Consider the following 23,319-nt stretch of genomic DNA (forward strand, 5'->3'; position numbering starts at 1 on the left):
AGACGGTGGGGTTTCGCACACTAATGGATCCAGGAACGATACTACTGTTCGTCACCGCGGCCGTCGCGAGCCTGTTCATGGCCTGGGTGATCGGCGCCGGTTCGAGCGGCGCGACGCCCTTCGCACCGGCCGTCGGCGCGAACGCGATTCCGACGATGCGCGCGGCGTTTCTCGTCGGTATCCTCGGGTTCGCCGGCGCGGTGACGCAGGGAGGGAGCGTTTCCGAAGCCGTCGGAACCGGCCTCGTCGAGGGGGTCAGCCTCCCGGTCAGCGGCGTCATCGTCGTCTTGCTGATCGGCGCCGGACTGATGGCGATCGGTATCTACACCGGGTATCCGATCGCGACTGCGTTCACCGTGACCGGGTCGGTCATCGGCGTCGGCTTCGCGCTCGGCGGCGATCCGGCCTGGGGAAAGTACGCCGAAATCGGCGCGGTCTGGGTCCTCACGCCGTTCGTGGGCGGGGGCATCGCCTACGGTATCGCGAGCGTTCTTCCGCGCCCGGACGTTCCCGAGGACGTTAGCGTTCCGCTCCTCGCCGGACTCGTCGGGACGGTCGTCGCGAACCTCGAGTTCGCGTTCCTCGCGTCGGCCGGCGGGACGCTCGCCGCCGCCGGCGCCACGCTGGTTCCCGTCGACGGCCCTGCCACCACGGTCGCAATCTCGCTCGGCCTCGGAGCTATCGCCGCGGTCGTCGTCCGCTGGGACGTCGGGCGCGACCAGGCCGGGGGTCTGCGCCGGTTCCTGCTCTCGCTGGGCGCGCTCGTGGCGTTCTCGGCGGGCGCGAGTCAGGTCGGGCTCGCCGTCGGACCGCTGTTCCCGCTGCTCGAGGAGCTGCCAACCGTGTCGCCGATCGCGGTGTTGCTCGGCGGCGGCGTCGGGATCCTGGTCGGCTCCTGGACGAGTGCGCCCCGGATGATCAAGTCGATCTCGCAGGAGTACGCGTCGCTGGGCCCGCGCCGGTCGATCGCGACGCTCGTCCCCTCGTTTCTCATCGCACAGAGCGCGGTCCTGCTCGGGGTGCCGGTCTCGTTCAACGAGATCATCGTGAGCGCGATCGTCGGCAGCGGACTCGCGGTCGCCGGTGGAGACGGCGTCAGCCCCCGAAAGCTGGGACTCACCGTCGCCGCCTGGGTCGGGTCGTTCGTGCTCGCGTTCGGGCTCGGCTACGGATCGATGCGGTTCCTGGGACTCTGAGGCTACAGGCGGAGGCGTTCGGCCCCTCGAGTCACCGTCCGATTTCGATCGGATCCCGATCGGAGTGACAGGTTGCCGACGTGCTCGTGTGGAGCTACGGAAGCAGTCGCCCGATCACCGGTCGATCGCCGCGCAGCGGTCCGCGAACAGCGCCGCGCGAGTATAGACCCTGCAGTGGTCGTCGGAGATGACCGCCGGCGGGGTCGGCTCCCCAGAAAGTGGTGTGTAACGTCCCCATCCGGCCACCCAAGACAGGATTGTGGATTGGATTCAACGGGTGTGGTTCCTCCGGCGTAGTCCGACCGGCTTCCTCCTGATCGTGAACGCATTTTCCTGGCGATCGTCGGCGTTCTGCCAGCGACTCTCGAGAGCGTCTCTCAGCAATTGAACCGGTACTTCTTCCGCTCGTTTTCGTCGGATGAGGGGAGATGTCGTGCGGTATCGGGATCCGTCTAGATCTCAGACATCTGAACCGCGTTCGCCAGCGGCAGCCGGGCTCTCTCGACGAGTCTCAGTCGACAGGCAAGAGTACGGAATAACGCAGCCCGCAGACTGTAAACGGCTTTGAACGCAGTACCCCGAGGTGTGTACGACGCTTTTCCGTCGAGTCCGGAAGTCACACTCGAGGTGACGATGTCTGCGTCCGGACTGACCACCACTATTCGACGATCTGCAGCAGATAGTACCCCCAGAGTGCGAGGAGGATTGTGAATCCCGAGCCGTGCAGTAGCGCCGACCACGACTGGTCCTGATAGAAGAAGCCGATCCCGGCGGCGAGGACCGCGAGGTTCCAGGCGAGGACGGACTTCGGTCCGACGGCCGATGGGAGACGCTTCGCGGGGACGAGTCCGTCGGTACGGCCTTCGACACCGTCGTCGAGTGCGGTTCCGGGGGACCACTCGAGGGAGCGGGCGACGAGCAGCGAGCCCGCGAGCGCGATCGGAAGCGCCCAGCCGAGGAAGAAGAAGTGCAAGGCCCCGGTCTCGATCCACGGGTCGGGGATGCCGAGTGGCACGCCGAACAGGATGAACGGCGCGAAGCCGGCCGGACCGAGGATCCACAGCTGCGCGACGAGCACCGAGAGCGCCGTCCCGCTCGGCGTACCGGCCCGGTAGGTTCGAGCGAGCGTGTAGATATAGAGGACGTAGCCGGCGGCGTACAGCACCAGTCCGATCGCGGTCACCGTCTTCCCCATGCCGAGCACCGGTCCGACGACGAGCGGGACGATACCGAGTGCGAAGAGCGGAAGTGAGCGGCGTTTCAGGCGTTCGCTGTACAAGTCTGCGTCCACGAGCCGCGGAAAGAGATCGTACAGCGTGCCGATCGCCGCGAGGCCCAGAAACCCCCACGCGTTGGCGTGGACGTGTGCCTCCCGGAGTCCGTACCAGCCGCCGGGGACGTCCCAGCCGTGGCTGTACAGTCCGAAGGCGAACGCGAGCCCGATCAGGTAGACGAACGGCGAGAGGAGGTAGAAGCCGATGGTCGGGTCGCGCGCTCGCTCGCCGTCGCTTCTGCGTACCATCAGGAGAACGACGGCGAACAGCCAACCCGTAAGCAGCCAGATCGTCCCGAGACCGACGTCGAACCACAGCGGCTCGCTAAAGGCACGACCGTACCAGGCGAGTAGTATGGCGCCGTTCAATCCGAGGAAGGCGGCTTTGATAGCCGTTGCTGACGGCCCCGGTTGCTCGAGTTTCCGCGCCGTCAGCTGTGGCAACGTGCCGAAGAGTAACTGCGTGAACGCGCCGATCGTAACGAAGTGGATGTGCGTCCACGTGATCCACGACACCTGCGAAACGAGTTCGAACGCTTGAAGGCCCTGATAGCAAGCGAGCGCGAAACCGGCAAACAGGAAAGCGATGCCAGCAACGTGAAACGGTGTCAGAGTGAGTGGCGGTCCATCAGCCGCCCACCGAGTGGATCGGTGTTCGGAGTCGCTTGGACGTGGGGCGCACGGATCCGTATTAGCCATACACGTTCGTTTGGTCGGCCGTTGTGTATCCGTTGTCGCGAATATTGCAGGGTGCTTCGAACATGTTCGAAGCGTATGCTACGGTGTTCGACTGCCGACCATCAATACTGATGCCACGGGCGAAACTCACCGTCCAACTCCCCGAATCGCTCTGGATTCACGAGATTTCGACGGCCTATCCCGACACGACGTTTCGAGTCAGTTCAGTGCTGCCGGGATCGGACGTCGCGATCGGTGTCATCGAACTGGCGGCGTCGAATCCGGTCCCGATACTCGCCGCGATCGCCGAGCGGAGCGATATCCGGGACCTCGAGTTGCTCTGGAAGCACGACGAGACCGCACTTCTGCAGGTCGAGACGTCAAATCCGTCACTGCTCGTTCCCATGCAGCAGGCCGGCGTTCCAATGGAGACGCCGTTTGCGGTCGAAGACGGCGTGGTGACTTGGGAACTGACGACGAGTGCGGACCGGTTATCGATGCTCGGCGACGCGTTCGATGAGAGTGGCATCGAATACCACATCGAGTACGTACACGCCGTCGCCGCGAGCGACGCAGAGAATCTGTTGACGGATCGGCAGCTCGAGGTCTTCCGCACCGCTCTCGAGGCGGGGTACTACGAGGTTCCCCGCGAGGCGACGCTGACGGATGTCTCGTCGGCGCTCGGCGTGACCAAGTCGACCTGTAGCGATATCCTGCATCGCGCGGAGAGCGCGATCGCACACTGGTTTGCCGACGAACGCGTCGACTCCATCTCTCACGACCGGTGAACCGGTTCACGCTCGAGTGAGCACGGTTCGCCCTCGTGTTACGCCGTTCGATCCGGCGGAACGAGCATAACGTTGCTATCCGCCCGCGCGACGATATCTTCGGAGACGCTCCCGAGCAAGAGCCTGCGGAGCCTGCTGTGACCGCGCGAGCCGACGAGGATCGTCGTCGGTTCGGACTCGTCCTCAGCGGCGAGGATCTCGTCGGCGGGATCGCCTTGCCGAACTTCGGTTCGCGTCTCGATTCCCCACTCCTCGAGTTGCGTCGCCAGTTCCGCCAGTCGGGCTTCGGGGTCGGCGTCCTTCGGAAGTTCCGGATCCTTCGGCGTTTCGACGTGGACCAGCGTGGCCTCCCGCGTCGCGTGACGGAGGTACGAGAACGCCTCGAACGCCCGCTCGGCGTTCTCCGAGAAGTCGGTCGCGTACAGCGTCCGCCGGAACAGGTGTTCGCGGACGACGGCCGGCTCATCCGCCCCGCGTTCGATTCGGTTGACCAGCAGCGGCACGACTGTCGTCCGCGCGAGATTGCGCGCGGTCGATCCGATGACGCGGTTCTCGAGCGGGCTCTTTCCCCGCGAGCCGACGACCGTGAGGCTGGCGCCGACCGCCTCTGCGATCCCGTTGATGCGTCGATGGGGCGTCCCGCGAACGACGTGTGCCTCGACGTCGAACCCCGCGTCTTCGATGACGCTGCGATAGCGTTCGAGCGCTCGCTCGCGTCGCGCTGCAAAGTCGATACCGGGCATCCCCGTGTGGACGTTCGACGGGATCACGGTCACGAGGTGGATCTCCTCGACGCCGATTCGTCCGAGACACTCGAGGCAGGTCTCGCTCTCGATCGTCGCCTCGCTAGCGGCAGAGAGGTCGGTCGCACAGATCGCTATCATATCGGTCGTAGGCTTCGGACGCATAATATTGTTTGTGGACATCAACACCAAATTCGGGCTATCGGCTGCGGCCGCTGTAGACGGTGGTCCGGTCATCGGCAACTATCAGTCAGTAACACTCTGCTGATCTGAACGGTGGAACCGCTCGACGCAGTCGATTCGACTGCGCCCGAACTGTAGAGGCCGGTCGCCGAACGACCTGTATGTCTGCATAAGTTATCTGAATATATCCGTAGGTTAGCCGTGAGATTGATCGAGATAATATTGTGCACAAATCCCAAAAGCGTTATACTCCTCCTCCGGGTAGTCGATACCGAGTAGAAAACCATGATACGTACACAACCGAACGGTGGTGGTCGATCCCAATGATCGACCTCGCCGCGTATTCGCCAGCAGTACAGGCAGGCGCGCTCGTCGGTGCCGTCCTCCTCGAAGCGTTCGTCCTCTATGTGGGATATGGCGCGCTCGAGCGAGTCGCAATGCCAGTCGTCGAGCGGATCAAACACGCATAATGGAGCTATTCGGAATCGCACTGGCGACGCTCGCACTGTTCGTCAGTTTCGGCTTCATGGTCGGCGTGTTGTTCGGCTTCTTCGGTATGGGTGGGTCGTTCCTCGTCACGCCCGCGTTACTCGTGATGGGGTACCCCGCTCGAGTCGCCGTCGGAAGCGGGATGGCGTTCGTCTTCGGGACGGCCGTAATCGCGACGCTGAAACATCACGACCTCGGACAAGTCGATTACAAACTCGGCGGGTTGATGATCGTCGGCACGTCGATCGGCATCGAGATCGGCCGAATCGGGGTGTTCTACCTCGAGGGACTCGGCCTCGCAAGCGGCGTCATCGGTGTCACGTACGTCGTCCTACTGGGCGCGATCGGCGCGTTCGTTACGCGTAACGCGCTCACAAACGACGGCGAGGACGATAGTGGCGGCCACCACGAGGCCGCGGACGGGGAGATCGATCCGGACGCGATCCCCGACATCGCGAAGCGAATTCAGTCGTACCACGTCCCGCCGATGATGACCATCGCGGGCGGCATCCAGGTCTCGCTGTGGATGGTCCTCGGCGTCGCGTTCGCGACGGGACTGCTCTCGGGCTTTCTGGGGGTCGGCGGCGGGTTCATCCGCATGCCCGCGATGTTCTACCTCATCGGGGTGCCCGTTCCCGTCGCGGTCGGGACCGACCTGTTCGAGATCGTCTTCTCGGGCGGGATCGGGTCGTTCCTCTACGGGATGGAAGGCGGCGTCGACCTCTCGATCGTTGCGCCGCTACTCGCGGGGAGCGCGCTGGGCGCCAGAATCGGGTCGGCCGCGACTGGCATCGTCGACGAAGGCGACATCAAGATCTACTTTGGGCTGATGCTTCTGGGTGGATCGATCGCCGTGGCCTTCCAGCAGGCCGGCGACTACCTCGGGATCGAGGTCTTCAACACGGTCGGCTTCGCCCTGATCCTGCTCTCGGCGTTCACGGTCAGCGGGGCCGTAGTCTACAGCACGATCACGACGATGCGCGGTCAGACGACTGCGTCCGTAACGTCCGCGGACTGACGACTGACTTCTCCCCGCCCTGGACTGGGGTTTCGCGTCGTGGCCTCGACAAACGCCGTTTACCCCGTTCTGTTCCCGGCTCATTGAGATTGCACAATATTCACAAAGCCCTTTTACCGACGCGTTCCCTACCGGGTAGTACAATGGCTAATTCGATGGCGGAACAACTGCAACAGGACATGGAGTGCGAAGGGCTACTCGAGTGCATCCACGGGCTCAAGCAACTCGACAAGGACTGCTTCCGCGCGCTCGTCGAGAGCGAGGAAGCGCTGACGATCGACGAGGTCGCCGACCGGGTCGACCGCGAGCGCTCCACTGCGTACCGATCGATTCAGCGACTGCTCCAGAGCGGGTTCATCCAGAAAGAGCAGATCAACTACGAGCAGGGCGGCTACTACCACGTCTACTACCCGACGGACCCGACCCAGATCGCAAACGACATGCAGCGGATGCTGAACGACTGGTACGCGAAGATGGGGCAGCTCATCCAGGAGTTCGAGGACAAGTACGAACACGCAGAGGCTGACACCGAGATCCCCGCCCAGAGCTAATCGTCAAACGACTACTACTCGCTTTCATTCTCACTCTCCTCAAGCGCTCTCACGTCGTTTTGCTGATGGCGTCTCCCGACGAGCCTACCGCTTCACAGAAGGGAGGAAAATCGAGCTGTCTCGTATTTTCCCGACGAAGACATTCGATCTCTCGAGTCTACCGTGGCCGTGTTCTTACTCACAACGGGACGTATCGTTTCCAGCCAAGACACCGATTCCAATCTTACTCGAGCGGTGCGATTAACATGAACGTCTCCGGTCGGACGGCCTCGTGTTCGATGCTGAACCCGGCCTCGCGGAGCGCATCCGCCGCCTCATCGGCGCTGTAACGCTCGTCGACCGGCGGCCCGTTCTCGCCGGTTCCGGTGGCCGTCCAGTCCACGACGACGAGCCGACCGGCGGGCGCAAGGACCCGCCGGATCTCGGCCAGCGACTCCTCGCTTGCGAACTCGTGATAGGTCATCGTCGAGAACGCGGCGTCGACGCCGCCGTCGTCGAACGGCAGGTCGCTCACGTCGCTAGTCACGAGGTCGACGTTCTCCGGGACGCCCTTGGACCGGTAGTACTCGTGCATCTCCTCCTGGACGTCGACCGCGTAGACCTCGCCGGCGGACGGAGCGACGTCGTCGGTGAAGAAACCGGTACCGCTTCCGAGGTCGGCGACGGTGTCGTCCGGTGAAAGCGAGAGCGCCCACAGCAGTTCCTCGGCGGAGAGGAAGCGATATCGCTTCCCGGCCGCCTCTAACTTGTCAGCCCGCGACGCATCGAACGTGTGGTATCCCATGGCTACAGGTTCTCGAACGCAGTGTCGACCAGTTCGCCCGTCTCAGCCACGATGTCCGCCATCTCGTCGTCGGCCGGTGCCATTCCGACGAGTCGCGCGATCCGCATGATCGAAACGTGGTAGACGCGCTGTCGACCGGGTTCTTCCTCCCAGACGACGACGTTACACGGGAAGAGCGCGCCGAGTTTTCCGTCGGTCGCCTCGAGCGCTCGGTCGGCGACCGCCGGGTTACACGCGCCGAGGACGTAGTAGGGGTCGCGATCGGCATCGACCTTCTCGTTGAGCAGTTCCGACGGGGAGAATTCGACGGGGACGCCGAACCCCGCGTCGGAGAACACCTCGCGGACGTGTTCGATGGCGTCTTCGTGGTCCATCTCGAGGGTCGTCTGTTTCGCACCGATGTCGTCCGGATCGATTTGAGTGGGGTCGATTGGTAGCGTCATTCGTGTATAGTATTGGGCCCACCACAAAAATCAGTTCTGGATTCCGCCGGCGACCGAGACGGGACTGGCACCGTCGCGTCAACCACCGATTCTGCAGAAGTGGAATTGAATTACGGCACAAACGCCGGTTGCGACGGATTTTATCCGCGCTCTGTGAGTCGAGAGACCAGACGGTCATCGGAGAGCACGTTAGCCGGTTGCGGTTCGACGCGGCGACGGTCGATACCGCTGACGACAAGCGATGCCGAATCCGCGACTGCGGACGGTCGTCGTGGACACGAGGGCGGTGGTCAGTCTGGCCGTGCCCCGCACCGACGCAGCGTGCGATACTGAAACCGTCCCGGCTCCCCTGCAGTATCTGCCCACCTCGTGTGACGCGTTCGTGCCGCTAGAGATGGTCACAGAGCTCCGATACCGTATCCAGTAGCAGGATATCCACGGTGCCACAGCGACGAACGTCCTCACGGCTCGCGATTACACCATCATGTCCCTATGAACGGGGGGAGATTCCGGATTCGGGACCGACGTTCGGCCTCCACGACGGCGAGACCGATGGGATCGTCCTCGCGAACGTACTCAACGTGGACGGGTTTCTAACCGATGAGTTCGGCGGGACGAATTTTGCGTCGATCCGCGCGGTGTTGCAGGGGCCGCGGATCGTCCCGACGCCACGGCTTATCTGTGACCACGCTCGAAACAGTCACACGACCCACAAGGACGCGCGAACGCTGTTGGCGACGATCAGTCCACCCGGAAGTGGGGAAACAGCACCTGCGTTGTCCAACTGCGAGACCTCCTCGAGGAAGATTCCTGCCGAATTGCCAGCCGTATCCGCGCGAGACGCGACGGCTGTGCAACTACGATCAGCTAGACGAATAGATGAACAGCACTACGGACTACGATGCCGACGGCGTGGGTCGTGTTTAGTTCATAGCATTCTGCCGGACGGCAAAAGCTTGGATCCACGCGTCTACAGTTGACTATGTGACGTGTATGAAAACAGTTTGGAAACAAAGGGGTACATCATTTTATCTTCTCAACTATATGTTTGACAGCGTTCCGATTTCCATGTTTTTCGTATCGAAATCGGCGTCTGCGTCGACGGAGTGGGTCTGGAGATGCTGTGTACCATCGACGAGAAACACAGCATCTTCAACATCGTGTTTCTCGGTTTGTTCTCGCAAAAAACGTTTAGGAAATACCGTTTTAATCGTTGAAATCAGCCCTATACGGAGAACTATGTCCGTTTCAGGATCAACTGCAGTGTACAGCCAATACTGCTTGGCGTCGATATGAACCACAGTTTCGTCGAGCACAACATGAGTTGGAATCGCGTCAATTGCGGGCTGTCGATCCGCTTTCTGTACCCAATCATGAACAGCCTTGCACGACCGATTGACACCGAATTTGTCGATTTCCAAATTGTATTCGAAATCGATAATTCGGCAAGCTGGAGTCAAATACCGAACTTCATCAGGCGTCGCGGTGTCCGCTCTCGCTCTACGAAACTTAAATCGATCCAGTCACGACAACCGTCGAAGCGTTCGGTTTTTGCCATAGACTAGCACAGAATCGTGCCGCCTCACTTTTCACGCGTAACGAAACAGCACCGAGTTCGAAGATGACTTGATTATTGTGTTGGATAGAGCGGGAGAGTATATCTACGGATGGCCGGTTACGGATCCTCAATTGGTGTTGTGTGTCGGCCAACATCGTTGTTTGGAAATGCGCACCAGTAACTAGTAGAACGAGCCATCGATAACTAACTTAGGGTGTTATTAGCTAAAGATTGCTCTCTCATACAGTTATAGACGATGGTTACAAACTAGTTCGAGGAGGTGTCCGATATCTCAGGCGTGCCGGCTCCTAACTTCCCTGACGGCTGGCGACGCCGAACGACCGCACAATGAGGTTGCGGTCGGGAACGGCACTCGATCTACCGGCGACAACTAACGAGAAGGGGCCCATCGACGCGTATACGGCTTATATTCGATCGTCTTCGATGAGGTCAAGCATGTCTTCTATCAGCCCGGGAACGATATATTGGAACCACGCGTCCCGAACGTCGTCGCTATCACCATCGTGGAATCGCCGAGCACCGCCCACACCGCCGTTCATCATCCGGAACGCACTGAATACACGCCAGTAGCGAATCCGATCACGGTCGATAGTTCGACCGGTTCGTGCCTCATATTCGTCGTAGTACCATTCCCGCTCGAGCAGCGAGCCGGCGAGTTCCGGTCTCTCGGTCGGCTCGACGAGCTTTCCGGCGAAATACTGTAGCGACGAATACGCGAGGTCGAACATCGGGTCGCCGATCTGCGAGAGCTCCCAGTCCAGCACCGCCGAAATCGAGTCCTCGTGGAACAACATGTTCCCGACCCGGAAATCACCGTGAACCAGCGTCGTTTCCGGAACGTGGGGCTTGTTTTCGTGGAGCCAGTTGAGAATCTCGTTTACTGCGGGTTCATCGACGAGTTTCATCTCCTCGTAGTTGAACGCCTGTTGTTTGAGGTTCGCATCGATCACCTTGTCGGGGCTTCGTGACTCGAGACAGGGGACGTCGTCGGCATCGAGTTCGTGAATGTTCGCGACGATGTCGACGAACTGGTTGGGTAACGGTTTGCCGTCGCGGTCCCACGACTCGTATAGCGACTGCCGATCCCTGGGGTTCCACGTGACCGGTGCGGACCCTGGACAATGCCCGACGAGGAAGAACGATCCACCGAGGACCGACGTGTCGGATTCGAACCAGTACGGTTCGGGTACGGGAACGTCGACGTCGGCTTCGTGGACGCTTTCGATCGTTTCGAATTCCGTACTGATATCGTTCCGGTAGTCGAGCGGCCGGTCGTCCTCTTGATCGGGATCGACGCGGGCGACGAGTCGTTCCGACCGATCCACTCCCGATTCGGCCCAGCTAGCGGTAAACGACATCGTTTGTCGCGACCAGCCTTCCGTGTGGCGTTCGAGGTCCGTTACCGAAACGTCTCCGTTACTCAACCGTCCTGAGAGATACGACTCTAACTGCCCTGAAATATCGTCAATATCGAGTGTCATTGGAACGTTTTGCACCCGGTTTGATGGTTCGACGAGAAACGTCTCCCGGTGCGCGGCGGACGGCTCGCGCGTCCGTTACTATCGGGTGCCGGCGTATCCCCGACGCAGGCGTCCGTGCTCGCCGAAATCACCGTCTCTCACCCACCGATAGTCCGAATGCCATTCGATAGCACCATTAAGACGGAACGCAAAAGGTGTTTCGCTCGCCCCCGAAACGATTGTTCGACGGCGACACCGTCACCCTACTAGTCTTCCGAAGACCGACTCCTTCTCGAGGCAGCGTGGGAGTTTCGGACGGTTTGGGGCAACACTGCGATCCGCACGAGTCCCGTCTCCGTTCGGAGGTCCCGCCTTCCGTCCGGTATCTATCACCCCGTGCTCGAGAGCGAAAACCGGATCCGGCCGGCGACATCGGCGTTTCAATCGGTAGTTTCACATTAGATCGTGTCGAATGCCGACACTACACATGGAACGGCAAGACTTCTACGGGAGCGGCACCGAAAACGTCGGGACACTTCACGACATCACGGCCGAGGAATACGGGGATACGCCGGCGATTACGATGGGCGATCGGACCATTACACACGCCGAATTGCGCGATCGTTCGGCGGCATTTGCAGGAGGGCTCGCGGAGCGGGGGATCGAGCCGGACGATAGACTACTGGTATACGTCCCTAACTGTCCGGAGTTCGTCATCGCGCTGTTCGGCGCACTGAAGGCGGGAGCACCGTTTTCTCCTGCGAACCCGCAGTACCAGTCGCGCGAATTGACCCACCAGCTCACCGACTCCGGCGCGGAGGCGATCATCACCCACGAGTCACTTCGAGACACCGTCGCGGACGCGCTCGAGGAGACCGGACTCGACCCCCTCGTGATTACGGTCGGTGGTGGGCGCGAGGACGACGTTCCGTTCGACGCGGTCGACGGCGAACCGCTCTGTGTCGAGCGGGACGCCGACGACGTCGCTACCCAGTTATACACGAGCGGGACGACCGGCAAACCGAAGGGCGTTCTCTCGACGCACGGCAACCTACGCGCGCAGGCGTTTTCCGGTCTCGATACGGGCGTCGAAGATCCCGACGACCAGCGGACTCTGGTGTTCCTGCCGCTGTATCACACGACGGGAGTCTATCACTGCACCTGGCAACCGCTGATAAAAGGCGGCCGCATGTTCCTTCGAAACCCCGACAATTGGGATCCCGCCGACGCGATGGCCGCGATGGAAGAGCACGAAATAACGTCGTTCAACGGGGTCACTGCGATGTACGTCGATATGGTGAACGACGAGTCGTTCGGCGAGTACGACCTCTCGAGCCTGGAATCGGTCGGCGAAGGAGGGGCCAAGATGTCCGAACCCGTTCAGGAGGAGTTCGAATCGGTTGCCGGAGTCGATATGTACGAGGGGTACGGTCTGACCGAGACCAGCGGTGCGACGCACGCCGGCCACGAATCCACGTTCGGGCCGCGACTGGGGTCTATCGGCCAACCCTTCCGAATGACGGACTGCAAAATCGTCGACGAGGAGGGGAACGAAGTCGAGACCGGCGAAGAGGGCGAGTTGCTGATTCGGGGCCCACACGTGATGAAAGCGTATCACGAACTGCCCGAAAAGACCGAGCAGGCCTTCGACGAACTGGGCTATTTCCGGACCGGCGATCTGGCTCGACGGGACGAGGACAACTACTACGAAATCGTCGACCGGGCCAAGGACGTCATCGTTACGTCCGGGTACAATATCTATCCGAGCGAGGTCGAAGACCTGCTACGCGAACACGAGGCAGTGATCGACGTCGCCGTGGTCGGCGTACCGGACGAGCGACGAAACGAAGTTCCCAAGGCGTTCGTCGTAACGGCAGCGGACGTCACTCCCGGATCCGACGTGACTGAAGAGGAAATCAAAGAGTTCGCTCTCGATAACCTCGCGGCGTACAAGCACCCCAGGGAAATCGAGTTTGTCGACGAACTGCCACGGACTGCGAGCGGAAAGGTGCGAAAAATAGAGCTCGAATAGCGACGATCCGCTCGGTTGGATTCCGGGACGAAACGCTCGGTGTAACGCCTTTCGAAACGTTTCGGTAGGAGATGCGTACCGGCGTAACAGTGGTGGCGCTACCGTCGCGTATATCACGCGGCGTTCATTCCGGTCCGGCAACGGGGAGACGACACCGGCTCGTGTATGACTTTCCTGAGCGACGTCGACGATATTTCCGTCCTTACCGCCCTTCGAACTCGGGCGATCGATCGTTCAGGAAGGCCTGTACGCCCTCCTCGTGATCGTCGGTTTCGAAGATAATTCCCTGGGCGACCGCCTCGTCGATCATCGCCCGGTCGAGCGACTTGTTGTTCCCCTCGTCGATGAGACGCTTGGCGTGCTTCAGGGCGACCGTCGGGCCCGACGCGATCGAGTCGATGATTTCGTCGGCCTTCTCGTCGAACTCCCCTGCGGGAAACACGTGATTGAACAGACCGAGGTCGGCTGCTTCCTCCGCGCCGACTATCCGTCCGGTGAAGACGAGTTCCTTGGCGACGTTTTCACCGACGAGTCGCGGCAAGCGATACGACGTTCCCGTATCTACCCCGAGGCCGACCTGGCGGAAGACGAAGCCGATCGCCGCGCGATCGCTCGCGATCTGTATGTCACACAGTATCGCCATGTTTCCGCCCGCTCCGACGGCCGGCCCATCGACTTTCGCGATCGTCGGGAGCGAGAACTCGCCCAATCGCCGCATGACGTCGTTTGTCGACTCCAGTAGTCCGTCGACGCGGTCGTCGATCGGGACGTCGTTCTCTATCGCTTCGACCATGCTACTGATGTCGCCGCCCGCGGAGAAGGCGTCACCCGCTCCTTCGATGACGAGACACCGTGCGTCGCTTTGTTCCACTTCCTCGAGGACCGTTCGTAATCCGTTCGCGAGTTCTTCCGATAGCGCGTTTCTCCGGTCGGGATCGTTAAGCGTCGCAGTCGCGACGCCGTCTTCGATACGAAGCTTGACTATGTCATCGCTCATCGCGGCTGCTTGTTCCTCGTCAACAATGGTAATAGTTTCTATGGCGGAACCCGCAGGTGGGGTTGCCAGTACCACGCGTGACATTGGCATGGTATAATTTATATAATCCGACGCCTTCTATACGGGGAGGAGGCCCGTCACGGAACTCATGGACTTTAGTTACACTGACGCCCAGGAATCGTTCCGCGAGGAACTGCGAGTATGGTTAGAGGAGAACTTGCCGGACGGATGGCTCGACGGCGAGCGAGAACTCCCGTCGGACGACGACGAACGGCTCGCCTTCTTGAAGGACTGGCAACGGACACTGGCAGACGGCGACTGGGCGGGCATTCACTGGCCCGAAGCGTACGGCGGTCGTGGGGCGTCGCTGGTCGAACAGACGATCTATCGGGAGGAAATGGCGCGTGTCAACGCTCCTCCACAGGTCAACGTCATCGGCATCAACCTCGTCGGTCCGACGCTGATCGAAGCCGGAACGGAAGAACAGAAAAGCCGATTCGTACCGAATATTCTCAGCGGCGAGGAAATCTGGTGTCAGGGGTACTCCGAGCCGGAAGCCGGCTCCGACGTGGCGAGCCTGACGACCCGTGCGGAACGGGACGGCGACGAGTGGGTCATCAACGGCCAGAAAATCTGGACGAGCTATGCGCACAACGCTGACTGGTGTCTCCTGGTAACCCGCACCGACTTCTCGAGCGAAAAACACGAGGGACTTACCGTCCTCCTCGTCGACATGAACCAGGAAGGGGTGAAAACCGAACCCATCCATCAGGCGAACGACGATCGGAGTTTCAACCAGGTGTATTTCGACGATGCGACCACCACCGACGACATGGTGCTCGGCGAGGTCGACGAGGGATGGGACATCGTCATGACGCTTTCGGCGTACGAACACGCCATGACCTCGATCTATACGATCGAACAGAGCTACCTCGACCTGCTCGAGTATTGCAAAACCGAGACGCGCGGCGGGACGCCGTTGATCGAGAAGCCGGAGATACGTCAGCGGCTGGCCGACTTCGACGCGCGGATCCAGGCCGCGAAGGTCAGCCACTATCGGAACGTGAGCAAGCAGATCGAAACGGGTCGACCCGGCCCCGAAGGGTCGATGGACCTCGTCGTCAGCGACGAACTCAGAATCGATCTCCTGAACTTCGCCGTCGACGTGCAGGGACCTGCCGCCTCGTTGTGGGCGAACGGTGACGCCGCCTTCGACGAGACGACTGGCTACCTTCGTTCGTACGGGTCGTGGATCGCAGCCGGCACCGGCGACATCCAGCGAAACATCATCGGTGAGCGAGTGCTCGGGCTCCCGAAAGATACCAAAAGCAAAACGAGCCACAGGAGTGACTGATTATGGATGCGAGACTGACCGACGAACACCAACGAGTACAGGAGACCGCACGAGAGTTCATCGAATCGGAAGGCGGCATGGAACTCGCTAGGCGACAGCTGAACGGCGAGGACGTCGTCGACCACTTGTGGGACGAGCTCTCGGAGCTCGATTACACTGCGATCACGGTCCCGCTCGAGCACGGCGGGTTCGGAGAGGGAATGGTGTATCTCTCGGCGCTTCTCGAAGCCACGGGGAGGTACGCGCTCCCCGGCCCGCTTCCGGAGACGGCCGCGTTCGCGGTCCCGCTCATTTCCGATCTCGGAAGCGAAGAACAGAAATCGGCGTATCTGTCCACGATCGCCGACGGGAACTGCAAGGTAAGCGTCGCAGTCTACGACGACGAATCGGAACCGCTCCCCGAGAGCGTCCAGTTGCGCGCGACGCCGGTCGAGACGGACGACGGATCCGGCTACCGACTCGACGGAACGAAAACGCTCGTGCCGTACGGCGGCGACGCGGACGCGGTGATCGTCGCGGCCCGAACCCATGACAGTCAGGGATACGACGGGATTTCGCTGTTCCTCGTCGATACCGATCACGAGGCCGTCGACGCCGAGCAGTTAGACAGCCTCGACTGGGCGCGGCCGATGTACGAACTGACGTTCGATGACCTCACAGTCGGTTCCGATGCGCTCCTCGGCCCGCTTCACGGCGGTGGCGGCCCTCTCGTCGACGCGGTCGATAGATACTCGGTCGCGGCAGTAGCGATGCTTACGGGTGCCGCCGACCGCGCGGTCGAACTCTCCTCGGAATACGGGAACGAACGGGAACAGTACGGGCAACCGATCGGTATGTTCCAGGCCGTCAAGCATCGGGCGGCGGACATGTGGATCGACATGCAGAGCGCCCGATCGCTGGTCTACTACGCCTCGTGGGCCCTCGATAACGACGAGCCGGATGCGGGCCGAGCCGTTGCGGCGACGAAATCGTATGCGGCCGACCGCCTCCACCGGGTGTTCGCCGATGATATGAAAAATCACGGCGGAATGGGCTTTACGTGGGACCACGACGCACACATTTACCTCAAACAGGCCAAAAGCTGGCGGAACTTCCTCGGCTCACCCGAAGCGTACCGCGATCGACTCATCGAGTCGCGACTCGCCGCCGAATCGGAGTAGACCGACGCCGAAGCGAACGGATGGACGGTATCCGTGGTCGCCTATATTTCGCTGTCGCCCGGACGATCGACGTGTAGCACCCGCCCACCACGATACGTCTCGGACCGTCTCCCGCGGGTTTCCCGTTTCCAGACCCGCGCTCGGCATGTTTTTCTGGGCCGGCTCGCGGAGTCCCGTGTTGCCGATGGCACCGAACAGTACCAGGGGGTTCGGCCGATTTCGCAGGCGGTGTGGGGCAGGTGTCACGGGGCCTGACCCCGAGGCAGTCCCCGTGGTCGACGGCTGAGCAGCAGCGGCCAAGTAACCCGGCGAACGATCCGTTCGCCCCCAGTATCACTCACCTTTATGTAGTTAAGTAATGACATCTTATGCCATGGATTTCAGCGAACCCGAGGAAGCGACGCAACTCAAAACCGAACTTGCGACGTTCATCGACGACGAAATCGAACCGCTCGAGGAAGAACACGCGCGGTTTCTCGGTCCTGACGCGGAACGACACATCTTCGACGATTCGTTCGAGCAGGTTCCCGAGTATCTCGAGTTGAAGCGAACGATCCGGAAGCGGGCAGCCGAAGCCGGCTTCTGGGGAATGAACATGCCAGAGGAGGTCGGTGGGCGGGGAATCGACACGCTCACTGACGCGATCATCGTCGAGTTCCTCGAGAACCGTCCCCCCGGCCTGCACACGTACGCCGTACGGGGCGCCGGTGGCGGACCGACGCCGATCCTGCTGGCCTGCGACGAACGACAGCGTGATCGGTATCTCGACCCCCTGATGGCCGGGGAGAAAACGACGTGTTTCGCGCTCACGGAACCGAACCACGGAAGCGATCCGAACCTGCTCGAAACGACCGCGGAGAAGGACGGCGATGAGTGGGTTATCAACGGACGGAAGTCGTGGATCAGTAACGGCCCGTACGCCGATTTCGCCATGGTCTTCGCACGAACGAGCGGTCAGTCCGGCCGGATCGACGGTATCTCGTGCTTCCTCGTCGACGCCGATACGCCGGGGTTCGAGGTCGGCGACATTCACCGGCCCATGGGACACGCATGGGTCGCGCCGTCGGAACTCGAGTTCGACGACTGCCGGGTAGGTGAGGACGCGCTCCTCGGCGAGGAAGGGAAGGGGTTCTACCGGGCGATGGACTGGATCGGCAGCGCGCGATTGGGCGTCGCCGCCGGATGCGTCGGCTCGGCCCGATTCCTCGTCGAGAAAGCCGTCGACTACGCCGAAGAGCGCGAGACGTTCGGCGAGCCCTTGATCGATCGGCAGGGAATTTCGTTTCCGCTAGCGGAGGTCGCGGTCGACATCGAGCGAACGCGGCAGCTCTATCGCTATGCGGCGTGGAAGGTCGATACCGGCCGCGATGCGCGCAAGGAAACCGCGATGGCGAAACTCTCGGCGGCGAACCTCGAGAACGACGCAGCAGACGTCGCGATGCAAGTCCACGGCGGGAAGGGCTATTCGCGGCGTGAGCCCATCGAGGAGCGGTATCGGTCCTCCCGCGGGAAACGACTTACCGAAGGAACCGACGAAATGCAAAAGCGAACCATCGTCCGAGAGCTTCGTGACTGAACGCGTTTCGGCCACGTGGGCGGCTATCGAAATCGAGACGGGGAGTGCGGTCGTGCAAAGAATCCGCTCAATCGAGCCTCGGAGATGGGTGAGCGAAACGCCGTCCGTGGTATCATCGGCAATCGCTTCACTGTGGCCGGCTCTGGCGATTCGTCGAGAGAAGTGACGAAATACGATCTGAACGATCACGACGCAATACGGCGGGGGCGTGTACGGTCGACCTCGAGTGCCGGCCGTCCGTGACCCGCTGTGACGTACGGTTCGGCGGTTCGGAACCGACTACGAGTCCCACCCGACCGTGACGCCGTCTTCGTCGGCCAGGGAACTTTTCAGGACTTTTCCAGTCGGGTTCCGTGGGAGCGATTCCAGGAAGACGAACTCTCTGGGCTTCTTGTAGTCGGCCAGGCGCTCACCGACGTAGTTCTGGAGGTCCTCCGCCGAAAATTCCTCGTCGTCGACGGGAACGACCGCGGCTTTGATTCGTTCGCCCCATTTCTCGTCCGGCGCGCCGACGATAGCGACCTCGTCGATGGCCGGATGCTCGTGCAGTATCTCCTCGATCTCCGCCGGGTAGACGTTTTCGCCCCCCGAAATGATCATATTGTCGGATCGCCCGATGAACTCGATGAACCCGTCTTCGTCCTGCCGGATCAGATCGCCGGAAATGAAGAAGCCATCGTCGTCGAACGCCTCTTCGGTCCGTTCGGGCATCTGGTAGTACCCCGAAAACATCGTGGGTCCTCTGTAGCAGGCCTGGCCGATTTCGCCCGGTTCGACCTCCTCGTGAGTCGCCGGATCGATGATTTTGAACATAACGTTCATGACTGGTCGACCGACGCTGTCGGGATGGTCGAGCGCCTGACTCGGCTGGAGCAGCGACACGACCGGTGACATCTCGGTCTGACCGAACGCCTCCTGTAACTCGGCGTCGAACGCCTCCGATATCGTCTGTTTGAGCTCTTTTCCGGAGGGCGCGGCGCCGATTCCGAATTCTTCGAACGCGGAGAGATCGTACTCGGCGAAGTCGTCGACGGCGAGCAGCGCGCGGGCCATCGTCGGCACGAAAAATCCGTTCGTAACCGATTCGGACTCGAGGACTTCCATCACCCGGTTCGGTTCGAACCCGTCCATGAGGATGGTCGTTGCCGAGGCGTAGTAGTTGTTGATGAACATGCCGAAGGCGGAGATGTGGAACAGCGGCGTCACGATGATTCCACGTCCGTCGATGCGGACGTTTCGGCCTTCGAACGCCTTCTCTACGATCCCGTTGACGGTCATCTGGATGACGTTATCGTGTGTGAGGATGCATCCCTTCGGCTTGCCAGTCGTCCCCGACGTGTACATGAGCATCGCCTGGTCCGTCCGCGACGAAACGATCTCGACGGACTCGGCCGATGCCGCGTCTCGGAACTCGCCGTAATCGGCCGCGTATTCGGGCGTCGAGTCCCCCGAGAAAAGCATCTCGTCCGGCGTTACCCGATCGTCGTGGATCCCATCGACGATCTCCGTCGCTTGGTCGTCGAAGAAGAGGAGTTCGGCCCCGGAGTCCTCGAGGACGTACTTGACCTCGTCCGCTTTGAACCGGTGGTTGATCGGCACGGGAATCGCACCGATTCGCATCGCACCCAGGAACATCTCGAGCATCGGAATCGAGTTCGCGGTGTAGACGGCCACTTTGTCGTGACGTTCGATACCGCGTTCCCTGAGCGCGTTCCCGACCCGATCGATCCGCTCGTTAAAAGTGTCGTTCGTAATCGCCGTCCGTCCCCCCTCGACTGGCGTCATCACGATCGCTTCTTTTTCGGGGAATTTGTACGCGTTACGCTCTGCCAACCAGCTGATGGTCATCCCGTTCATGTCACTCACATTTATTCCAACCCATATAAATTATGGTGTCGGATGATTGAACGGCTGCGATACGGTCGACGCCGTTCGCGCTCGCCGTTTCACTCCGGCCCCGGCAGGGTCCGATTCGTCCGAATCGACTGAATACGAGGATATTTATATCGGTCCGCGAGAAAGGCGACGTATGTCAGACACCAAAACGGAAGTGCACGATCTGATCAGAGATTCCGTCCGTGACCTGTCGGCAAACTACGACGCAGACTACTGGCGCGAACACATCGACGAGAAGCGCTTCCCGGAATCGTACTGGCAGGACCTCGCGGACAACGGGTGGCTCGGTGTGGCCATCGACAAGGAGTACGGCGGCGAAGGCATGGGGATGGAGGAGATGGCGATCGTCATCGAGGAACTGTCACGCGCCGGTGGTCAGGGTGGGATCATTTTCATTCTGACGCCCGTGTTCGGCGGGATCAGCATTCAGCGCCACGGGACACCGGAACAGAAACAGGAGTTCCTCCCGCGTATCGTCAACGGCGACCTTCGCTTCTGTATGGGCCTGACCGAACCCAACGCGGGGACGAACACGCTCGCAATCGATACGTCCGCTCGGCGTGACGGGGACGAATTCGTGATCGACGGCGAGAAGACCTTTATCAGCAGCGTCGAGAACGCGGACAAGATGTTACTCGTCGCCCGAACGTCGCCGTTCGACCCCGAGAACCCGTCCCACGGAGGGACGCTCTTTCTCGTCTCCGACCCGTCGTCCCGCGATGGAATCTCCCTCTCGAAACTCGATACGGCGGTCCCCTGGTTCGAACATCAGTATCAGGTCAACATCGACGGGTTGCGCGTTCACGAGGACGACATTCTCGGCGCCGAGGACCAAGGGTTCAGGCTCATGTTCGACACGCTCAACACCGAACGAATCGCCGGTGCAGCAAGCGCGCTCGGCGACGGTCTCAGAGCGGTTGACCTCGCCGTCGACTACGCGAACGACCGTAACGTGTTCGGGGACCCGATCGGGTCACACCAGGCGATTCAGCACCCGCTGGCGGAGAGCTACGCGAAATTACTCGCGGCCCGCGAGATCACGTACAGCGCTGCGTCCAAGTGGGACGACGGCCGAGACTGCAGCATGGAAACGAACGCGGCGAAACTCCTCACGAGTACGTTTAGCACCGAAGCGGCGTCGCGAGCGATCCAGACTCACGGCGGAAACGGGTTTACCGAGGAGTACGAAGTATTCGAACTCTGGCAGAACGCCCGCGTAACCGAGACGGTTCCCGTTTCCAACGAAATGGCCAAGAACTACATCGCCGAACACCATCTCGGACTTCCCCGTTCGTACTGACGGATCGCTCTCCGGCGCTCGTTTTGGCGGACCGGAACCGTCAACCATCTAATCATGACCTAGGGAATCTTATAGTATAATCGTGTAAGAGCCAGTATATGACATACGAGAGTGTGTACGAAGCGGTGTTCGACCAGTACGAGAAAGAGCGGAGCTGGGACGAGAACGTCCACGTCGGTGATAAATCGTCGCTCAATATCGCGGACGAGGCGCTGGGTCGCCACGCCGATTCGGACGAAACGGGGCTGCGAATTCGGGACTTCGGCACCGGCGAGACCGAACGCTACACCTTCGCCGAACTCGACGCCGCGGCGAACCGAGTGAGCAACTACCTCGAGTCACAGACCGATCGCGGAGATCGGATCGGCGCGATGCTCCCGACGCGGTTCGAACTGTATGCCGTCGTCTTCGGGACGATCAAAGCCGGCCGGATCTACCTCCCGCTTGCGCCCATGTTCGGTCCGGACGCGCTCAACTACCGCCTCAAAGACTCCGGAGCTGCGGTCCTGTTTACCACGACCGACGGCTGCGAGGATCTCGACGGAACGATCTCGACGCTCGAGCGAGTCGTCACCGTCGACGGCGGGGGCGACGGTGCGGTCGACGGCGAAACGACGGTGGACGGATACGACGCAGTCGCCGACCACTCCGACGCGTTCGACAGCGTCGAGACCCACCCCAACGATCCGTACACGTTGACGTACACGTCCGGCACGACCGGTGCACCGAAAGGCGTGTTGAGTAGCCATCGAGGGGTGGTCGAACTCCACGCGTACGCGGAGTACGTGGCCGACGTTCGCCCCGACGACGTCTATCTGGTCGCCGCCTCTCCGTCCTGGTCGTACGGGCTCAATATGGGGACGGTCATGTCCGGCGTTCGCGGAACGGCGATCGGGTGCTATCGCGGTCAGTTCGATCCGCACACCTTCTTCGAGACGCTCGAGGAGTGGGACGTCGACAACGCGATGATTCCGCCGACGGCCCTTCGTCAGGCCCGCGCGGGCGGTATCGATCTCGAGTCGTACGACATCGATCTCCGCGTGTTGATCTCCGCGGGCGAGTCGCTCGACGAGGAGACGGTCGCCTGGTGTGAAAACGGACTCGGCGCACCGCCTCAGGACGCGTACGGCCTGACCGAAGGCGGGATGATCGTTTGCAATTACGCCTTCGAGGACTGGGAGGTGAAGCCGGGGAGCATGGGGAAACCCCTCCCCGGAACGGAGGTGGCCCTGCTGGACGACGACGGCGACGAGGTCGACCAAGGCGAGGTCGGTGAGGTCGCGGTCAAACGCGACGAAACCGCCCAGGGTTCCTACTGGGGTCGGCCCGAGGCGACGCTCGACACCTTCACCGGGCCGTGGCTTCGGACGGGCGATCTGGCCAGGGAAGACGAGGACGGCTACTACTGGTACGTCAGCCGAGCGGACAACGTCATCATCTCGGCCGGATACCGTATCGGCCCCGGCGAGGTCGAAGACACGTTGCTCAACCACCCCGCGGTCGAGGAGGCGGCCGTCGTTGGCGCTGATCACGATACGCGCGGTAACGTCGTCAAAGCGTACGTTACGCTGGTCGACGAGTACAGTCCCGACGACGAACTCGGCGAGGAGATTCAGGAGTTCGCTCGCTCCGAACTGTCGAAACACGAGTATCCCCGCGAAATAGCGTTTATCGAAGAGTTACCGAAGACGGCGAGCGGGAAAATAAAGCGGGCCGCCCTCGAAGACTGACATCGCGGGTACCCGACCCGGTGCCGATACGGGGACGCGACCCCGCGACGGTGAAGCGTTTGCGCAGTCGGCTGCGGGTGAACCGAGCG

General features: G+C 61.4%; 18 protein-coding genes and 2 pseudogenes. 12 read left to right on the plus strand and 8 right to left on the minus strand.

From position 1 onward, the window contains the following. Nucleotides 1-23 precede the first annotated feature (23 nt). Nucleotides 24-1,196: an inorganic phosphate transporter gene (locus AC0QDI_RS14875; RefSeq protein ID WP_474669481.1), complete on the plus strand. Its 1,173-nt coding sequence runs from the start codon at nt 24-26 to the stop codon at nt 1,194-1,196. Nucleotides 1,197-1,854: 658 nt separating this feature from the next. Here AC0QDI_RS14875 and AC0QDI_RS14880 read toward each other — a convergent pair. After that, nucleotides 1,855-2,985 (minus strand): hypothetical protein, encoded by a 1,131-nt coding sequence (locus tag AC0QDI_RS14880; RefSeq protein WP_474669483.1) that lies wholly within the window; start codon nt 2,983-2,985, stop codon nt 1,855-1,857. A 293-nt stretch (nt 2,986-3,278) separates the two neighbouring features. Between AC0QDI_RS14880 and AC0QDI_RS14885 the strand changes: the two genes are divergently transcribed. Then, entirely contained in the window at nt 3,279-3,935 is a 657-nt protein-coding gene (locus tag AC0QDI_RS14885; protein WP_474669485.1) for a helix-turn-helix domain-containing protein, read from the plus strand. A gap of 38 nt (nt 3,936-3,973) precedes the next feature. On the opposite strand, the gene AC0QDI_RS14890 is transcribed toward AC0QDI_RS14885, so the two are convergent. Further along, the gene (locus AC0QDI_RS14890) at nt 3,974-4,819 is read right to left on the minus strand and encodes a universal stress protein (RefSeq protein ID WP_474669487.1); all 846 of its coding nucleotides are present in this window, start codon (nt 4,817-4,819) and stop codon (nt 3,974-3,976) included. A 365-nt stretch (nt 4,820-5,184) separates the two neighbouring features. Here AC0QDI_RS14890 and AC0QDI_RS14895 point away from each other — a divergent pair, with 365 nt between their 5' ends. The 3 genes from AC0QDI_RS14895 to AC0QDI_RS14905 all read left to right on the plus strand — a co-directional run bounded on the left by AC0QDI_RS14895 (nt 5,185) and on the right by AC0QDI_RS14905 (nt 6,919). Next, the gene (locus AC0QDI_RS14895; RefSeq protein WP_176548335.1) at nt 5,185-5,331 is read left to right on the plus strand and encodes a DUF7512 family protein; all 147 of its coding nucleotides are present in this window, start codon (nt 5,185-5,187) and stop codon (nt 5,329-5,331) included. Further along, nucleotides 5,331-6,368, plus strand: a complete 1,038-nt coding sequence (locus AC0QDI_RS14900) for a sulfite exporter TauE/SafE family protein (RefSeq protein ID WP_474669490.1) — start codon at nt 5,331-5,333, stop codon at nt 6,366-6,368. Before AC0QDI_RS14895 ends, AC0QDI_RS14900 begins: the two co-directional genes overlap by 1 nt. A gap of 143 nt (nt 6,369-6,511) precedes the next feature. Further along, the gene (locus AC0QDI_RS14905; RefSeq protein ID WP_474669492.1) at nt 6,512-6,919 is read left to right on the plus strand and encodes a helix-turn-helix domain-containing protein; all 408 of its coding nucleotides are present in this window, start codon (nt 6,512-6,514) and stop codon (nt 6,917-6,919) included. A 223-nt stretch (nt 6,920-7,142) separates the two neighbouring features. Here the strand turns inward: AC0QDI_RS14905 and AC0QDI_RS14910 are convergent, their stop codons facing one another. Next, on the minus strand, nt 7,143-7,703 hold the full coding sequence (locus AC0QDI_RS14910) for a class I SAM-dependent methyltransferase (protein ID WP_474669494.1): 561 nt from the start codon (nt 7,701-7,703) through the stop codon (nt 7,143-7,145). A 2-nt stretch (nt 7,704-7,705) separates the two neighbouring features. After that, entirely contained in the window at nt 7,706-8,146 is a 441-nt protein-coding gene (locus AC0QDI_RS14915; protein WP_474669496.1) for a DUF302 domain-containing protein, read from the minus strand. Between the two features lie 241 nt (nt 8,147-8,387). Here AC0QDI_RS14915 and AC0QDI_RS14920 point away from each other — a divergent pair. Then, nucleotides 8,388-9,017: pseudogene (locus AC0QDI_RS14920) on the plus strand (hypothetical protein). Nucleotides 9,018-9,069: 52 nt separating this feature from the next. On the opposite strand, the pseudogene AC0QDI_RS14925 reads toward AC0QDI_RS14920, so the two are convergent. Next, nucleotides 9,070-9,704: pseudogene (locus tag AC0QDI_RS14925) on the minus strand (IS6 family transposase). Nucleotides 9,705-10,129: 425 nt separating this feature from the next. Next, nucleotides 10,130-11,083: a phosphotransferase family protein gene (locus tag AC0QDI_RS14930; protein ID WP_474669498.1), complete on the minus strand. Its 954-nt coding sequence runs from the start codon at nt 11,081-11,083 to the stop codon at nt 10,130-10,132. Nucleotides 11,084-11,672: 589 nt separating this feature from the next. Between AC0QDI_RS14930 and AC0QDI_RS14935 the strand changes: the two genes are divergently transcribed. Next, nucleotides 11,673-13,217 (plus strand): class I adenylate-forming enzyme family protein, encoded by a 1,545-nt coding sequence (locus AC0QDI_RS14935; protein WP_474669500.1) that lies wholly within the window; start codon nt 11,673-11,675, stop codon nt 13,215-13,217. A 202-nt stretch (nt 13,218-13,419) separates the two neighbouring features. On the opposite strand, the gene AC0QDI_RS14940 is transcribed toward AC0QDI_RS14935, so the two are convergent. Continuing rightward, entirely contained in the window at nt 13,420-14,214 is a 795-nt protein-coding gene (locus AC0QDI_RS14940) for an enoyl-CoA hydratase/isomerase family protein (protein WP_474669502.1), read from the minus strand. A gap of 148 nt (nt 14,215-14,362) precedes the next feature. Here AC0QDI_RS14940 and AC0QDI_RS14945 point away from each other — a divergent pair, with 148 nt between their 5' ends. From AC0QDI_RS14945 to AC0QDI_RS14955, 3 genes are all read left to right on the plus strand, one after another. Beyond that, on the plus strand, nt 14,363-15,568 hold the full coding sequence (locus AC0QDI_RS14945; RefSeq protein WP_474669504.1) for an acyl-CoA dehydrogenase family protein: 1,206 nt from the start codon (nt 14,363-14,365) through the stop codon (nt 15,566-15,568). Nucleotides 15,569-15,570: 2 nt separating this feature from the next. After that, nucleotides 15,571-16,728, plus strand: coding sequence for an acyl-CoA dehydrogenase family protein (locus AC0QDI_RS14950; RefSeq protein WP_474669506.1), 1,158 nt, complete (start codon nt 15,571-15,573; stop codon nt 16,726-16,728). 373 nt (nt 16,729-17,101) lie between these two features. After that, entirely contained in the window at nt 17,102-18,304 is a 1,203-nt protein-coding gene (locus AC0QDI_RS14955; RefSeq protein ID WP_474669508.1) for an acyl-CoA dehydrogenase family protein, read from the plus strand. Between the two features lie 279 nt (nt 18,305-18,583). Here the strand turns inward: AC0QDI_RS14955 and AC0QDI_RS14960 are convergent, their stop codons facing one another. Beyond that, nucleotides 18,584-20,161, minus strand: a complete 1,578-nt coding sequence (locus AC0QDI_RS14960; RefSeq protein ID WP_474669510.1) for a class I adenylate-forming enzyme family protein — start codon at nt 20,159-20,161, stop codon at nt 18,584-18,586. A 172-nt stretch (nt 20,162-20,333) separates the two neighbouring features. Here AC0QDI_RS14960 and AC0QDI_RS14965 point away from each other — a divergent pair, with 172 nt between their 5' ends. Together AC0QDI_RS14965 and AC0QDI_RS14970 are read left to right on the plus strand one after the other, a co-directional pair. Beyond that, complete coding sequence (locus tag AC0QDI_RS14965) at nt 20,334-21,500, plus strand: acyl-CoA dehydrogenase family protein (RefSeq protein ID WP_474669512.1); 1,167 nt, start codon at nt 20,334-20,336, stop codon at nt 21,498-21,500. A gap of 98 nt (nt 21,501-21,598) precedes the next feature. Then, nucleotides 21,599-23,230 (plus strand): acetate--CoA ligase, encoded by a 1,632-nt coding sequence (locus AC0QDI_RS14970; RefSeq protein WP_474669514.1) that lies wholly within the window; start codon nt 21,599-21,601, stop codon nt 23,228-23,230. Nucleotides 23,231-23,319 lie beyond the last annotated feature (89 nt).

It is taken from the genome of Natrinema sp. LJW11 (assembly GCF_056135975.1).

What these genes read in the sequence shown, in the direction of transcription:
- AC0QDI_RS14875 (WP_474669481.1), top strand. Translation starts at nt 24, where the DNA reads ATGGATCCAGGAACGATACTACTGTTCGTCACCGCGGCCGTCGCGAGC.
- AC0QDI_RS14885 (WP_474669485.1), top strand. Translation starts at nt 3,279, where the DNA reads ATGCCACGGGCGAAACTCACCGTCCAACTCCCCGAATCGCTCTGGATT.
- AC0QDI_RS14890 (WP_474669487.1), bottom strand. Translation starts at nt 4,819, where the DNA reads ATGATAGCGATCTGTGCGACCGACCTCTCTGCCGCTAGCGAGGCGACG.
- AC0QDI_RS14895 (WP_176548335.1), top strand. Translation starts at nt 5,185, where the DNA reads ATGATCGACCTCGCCGCGTATTCGCCAGCAGTACAGGCAGGCGCGCTC.
- AC0QDI_RS14900 (WP_474669490.1), top strand. Translation starts at nt 5,331, where the DNA reads ATGGAGCTATTCGGAATCGCACTGGCGACGCTCGCACTGTTCGTCAGT.
- AC0QDI_RS14905 (WP_474669492.1), top strand. Translation starts at nt 6,512, where the DNA reads ATGGCTAATTCGATGGCGGAACAACTGCAACAGGACATGGAGTGCGAA.
- AC0QDI_RS14910 (WP_474669494.1), bottom strand. Translation starts at nt 7,703, where the DNA reads ATGGGATACCACACGTTCGATGCGTCGCGGGCTGACAAGTTAGAGGCG.
- AC0QDI_RS14915 (WP_474669496.1), bottom strand. Translation starts at nt 8,146, where the DNA reads ATGACGCTACCAATCGACCCCACTCAAATCGATCCGGACGACATCGGT.
- AC0QDI_RS14930 (WP_474669498.1), bottom strand. Translation starts at nt 11,083, where the DNA reads ATGTCGTTTACCGCTAGCTGGGCCGAATCGGGAGTGGATCGGTCGGAA.
- AC0QDI_RS14935 (WP_474669500.1), top strand. Translation starts at nt 11,673, where the DNA reads ATGGAACGGCAAGACTTCTACGGGAGCGGCACCGAAAACGTCGGGACA.
- AC0QDI_RS14940 (WP_474669502.1), bottom strand. Translation starts at nt 14,214, where the DNA reads ATGAGCGATGACATAGTCAAGCTTCGTATCGAAGACGGCGTCGCGACT.
- AC0QDI_RS14945 (WP_474669504.1), top strand. Translation starts at nt 14,363, where the DNA reads ATGGACTTTAGTTACACTGACGCCCAGGAATCGTTCCGCGAGGAACTG.
- AC0QDI_RS14950 (WP_474669506.1), top strand. Translation starts at nt 15,571, where the DNA reads ATGGATGCGAGACTGACCGACGAACACCAACGAGTACAGGAGACCGCA.
- AC0QDI_RS14955 (WP_474669508.1), top strand. Translation starts at nt 17,102, where the DNA reads ATGGATTTCAGCGAACCCGAGGAAGCGACGCAACTCAAAACCGAACTT.
- AC0QDI_RS14960 (WP_474669510.1), bottom strand. Translation starts at nt 20,161, where the DNA reads ATGAACGGGATGACCATCAGCTGGTTGGCAGAGCGTAACGCGTACAAA.
- AC0QDI_RS14965 (WP_474669512.1), top strand. Translation starts at nt 20,334, where the DNA reads ATGTCAGACACCAAAACGGAAGTGCACGATCTGATCAGAGATTCCGTC.
- AC0QDI_RS14970 (WP_474669514.1), top strand. Translation starts at nt 21,599, where the DNA reads ATGACATACGAGAGTGTGTACGAAGCGGTGTTCGACCAGTACGAGAAA.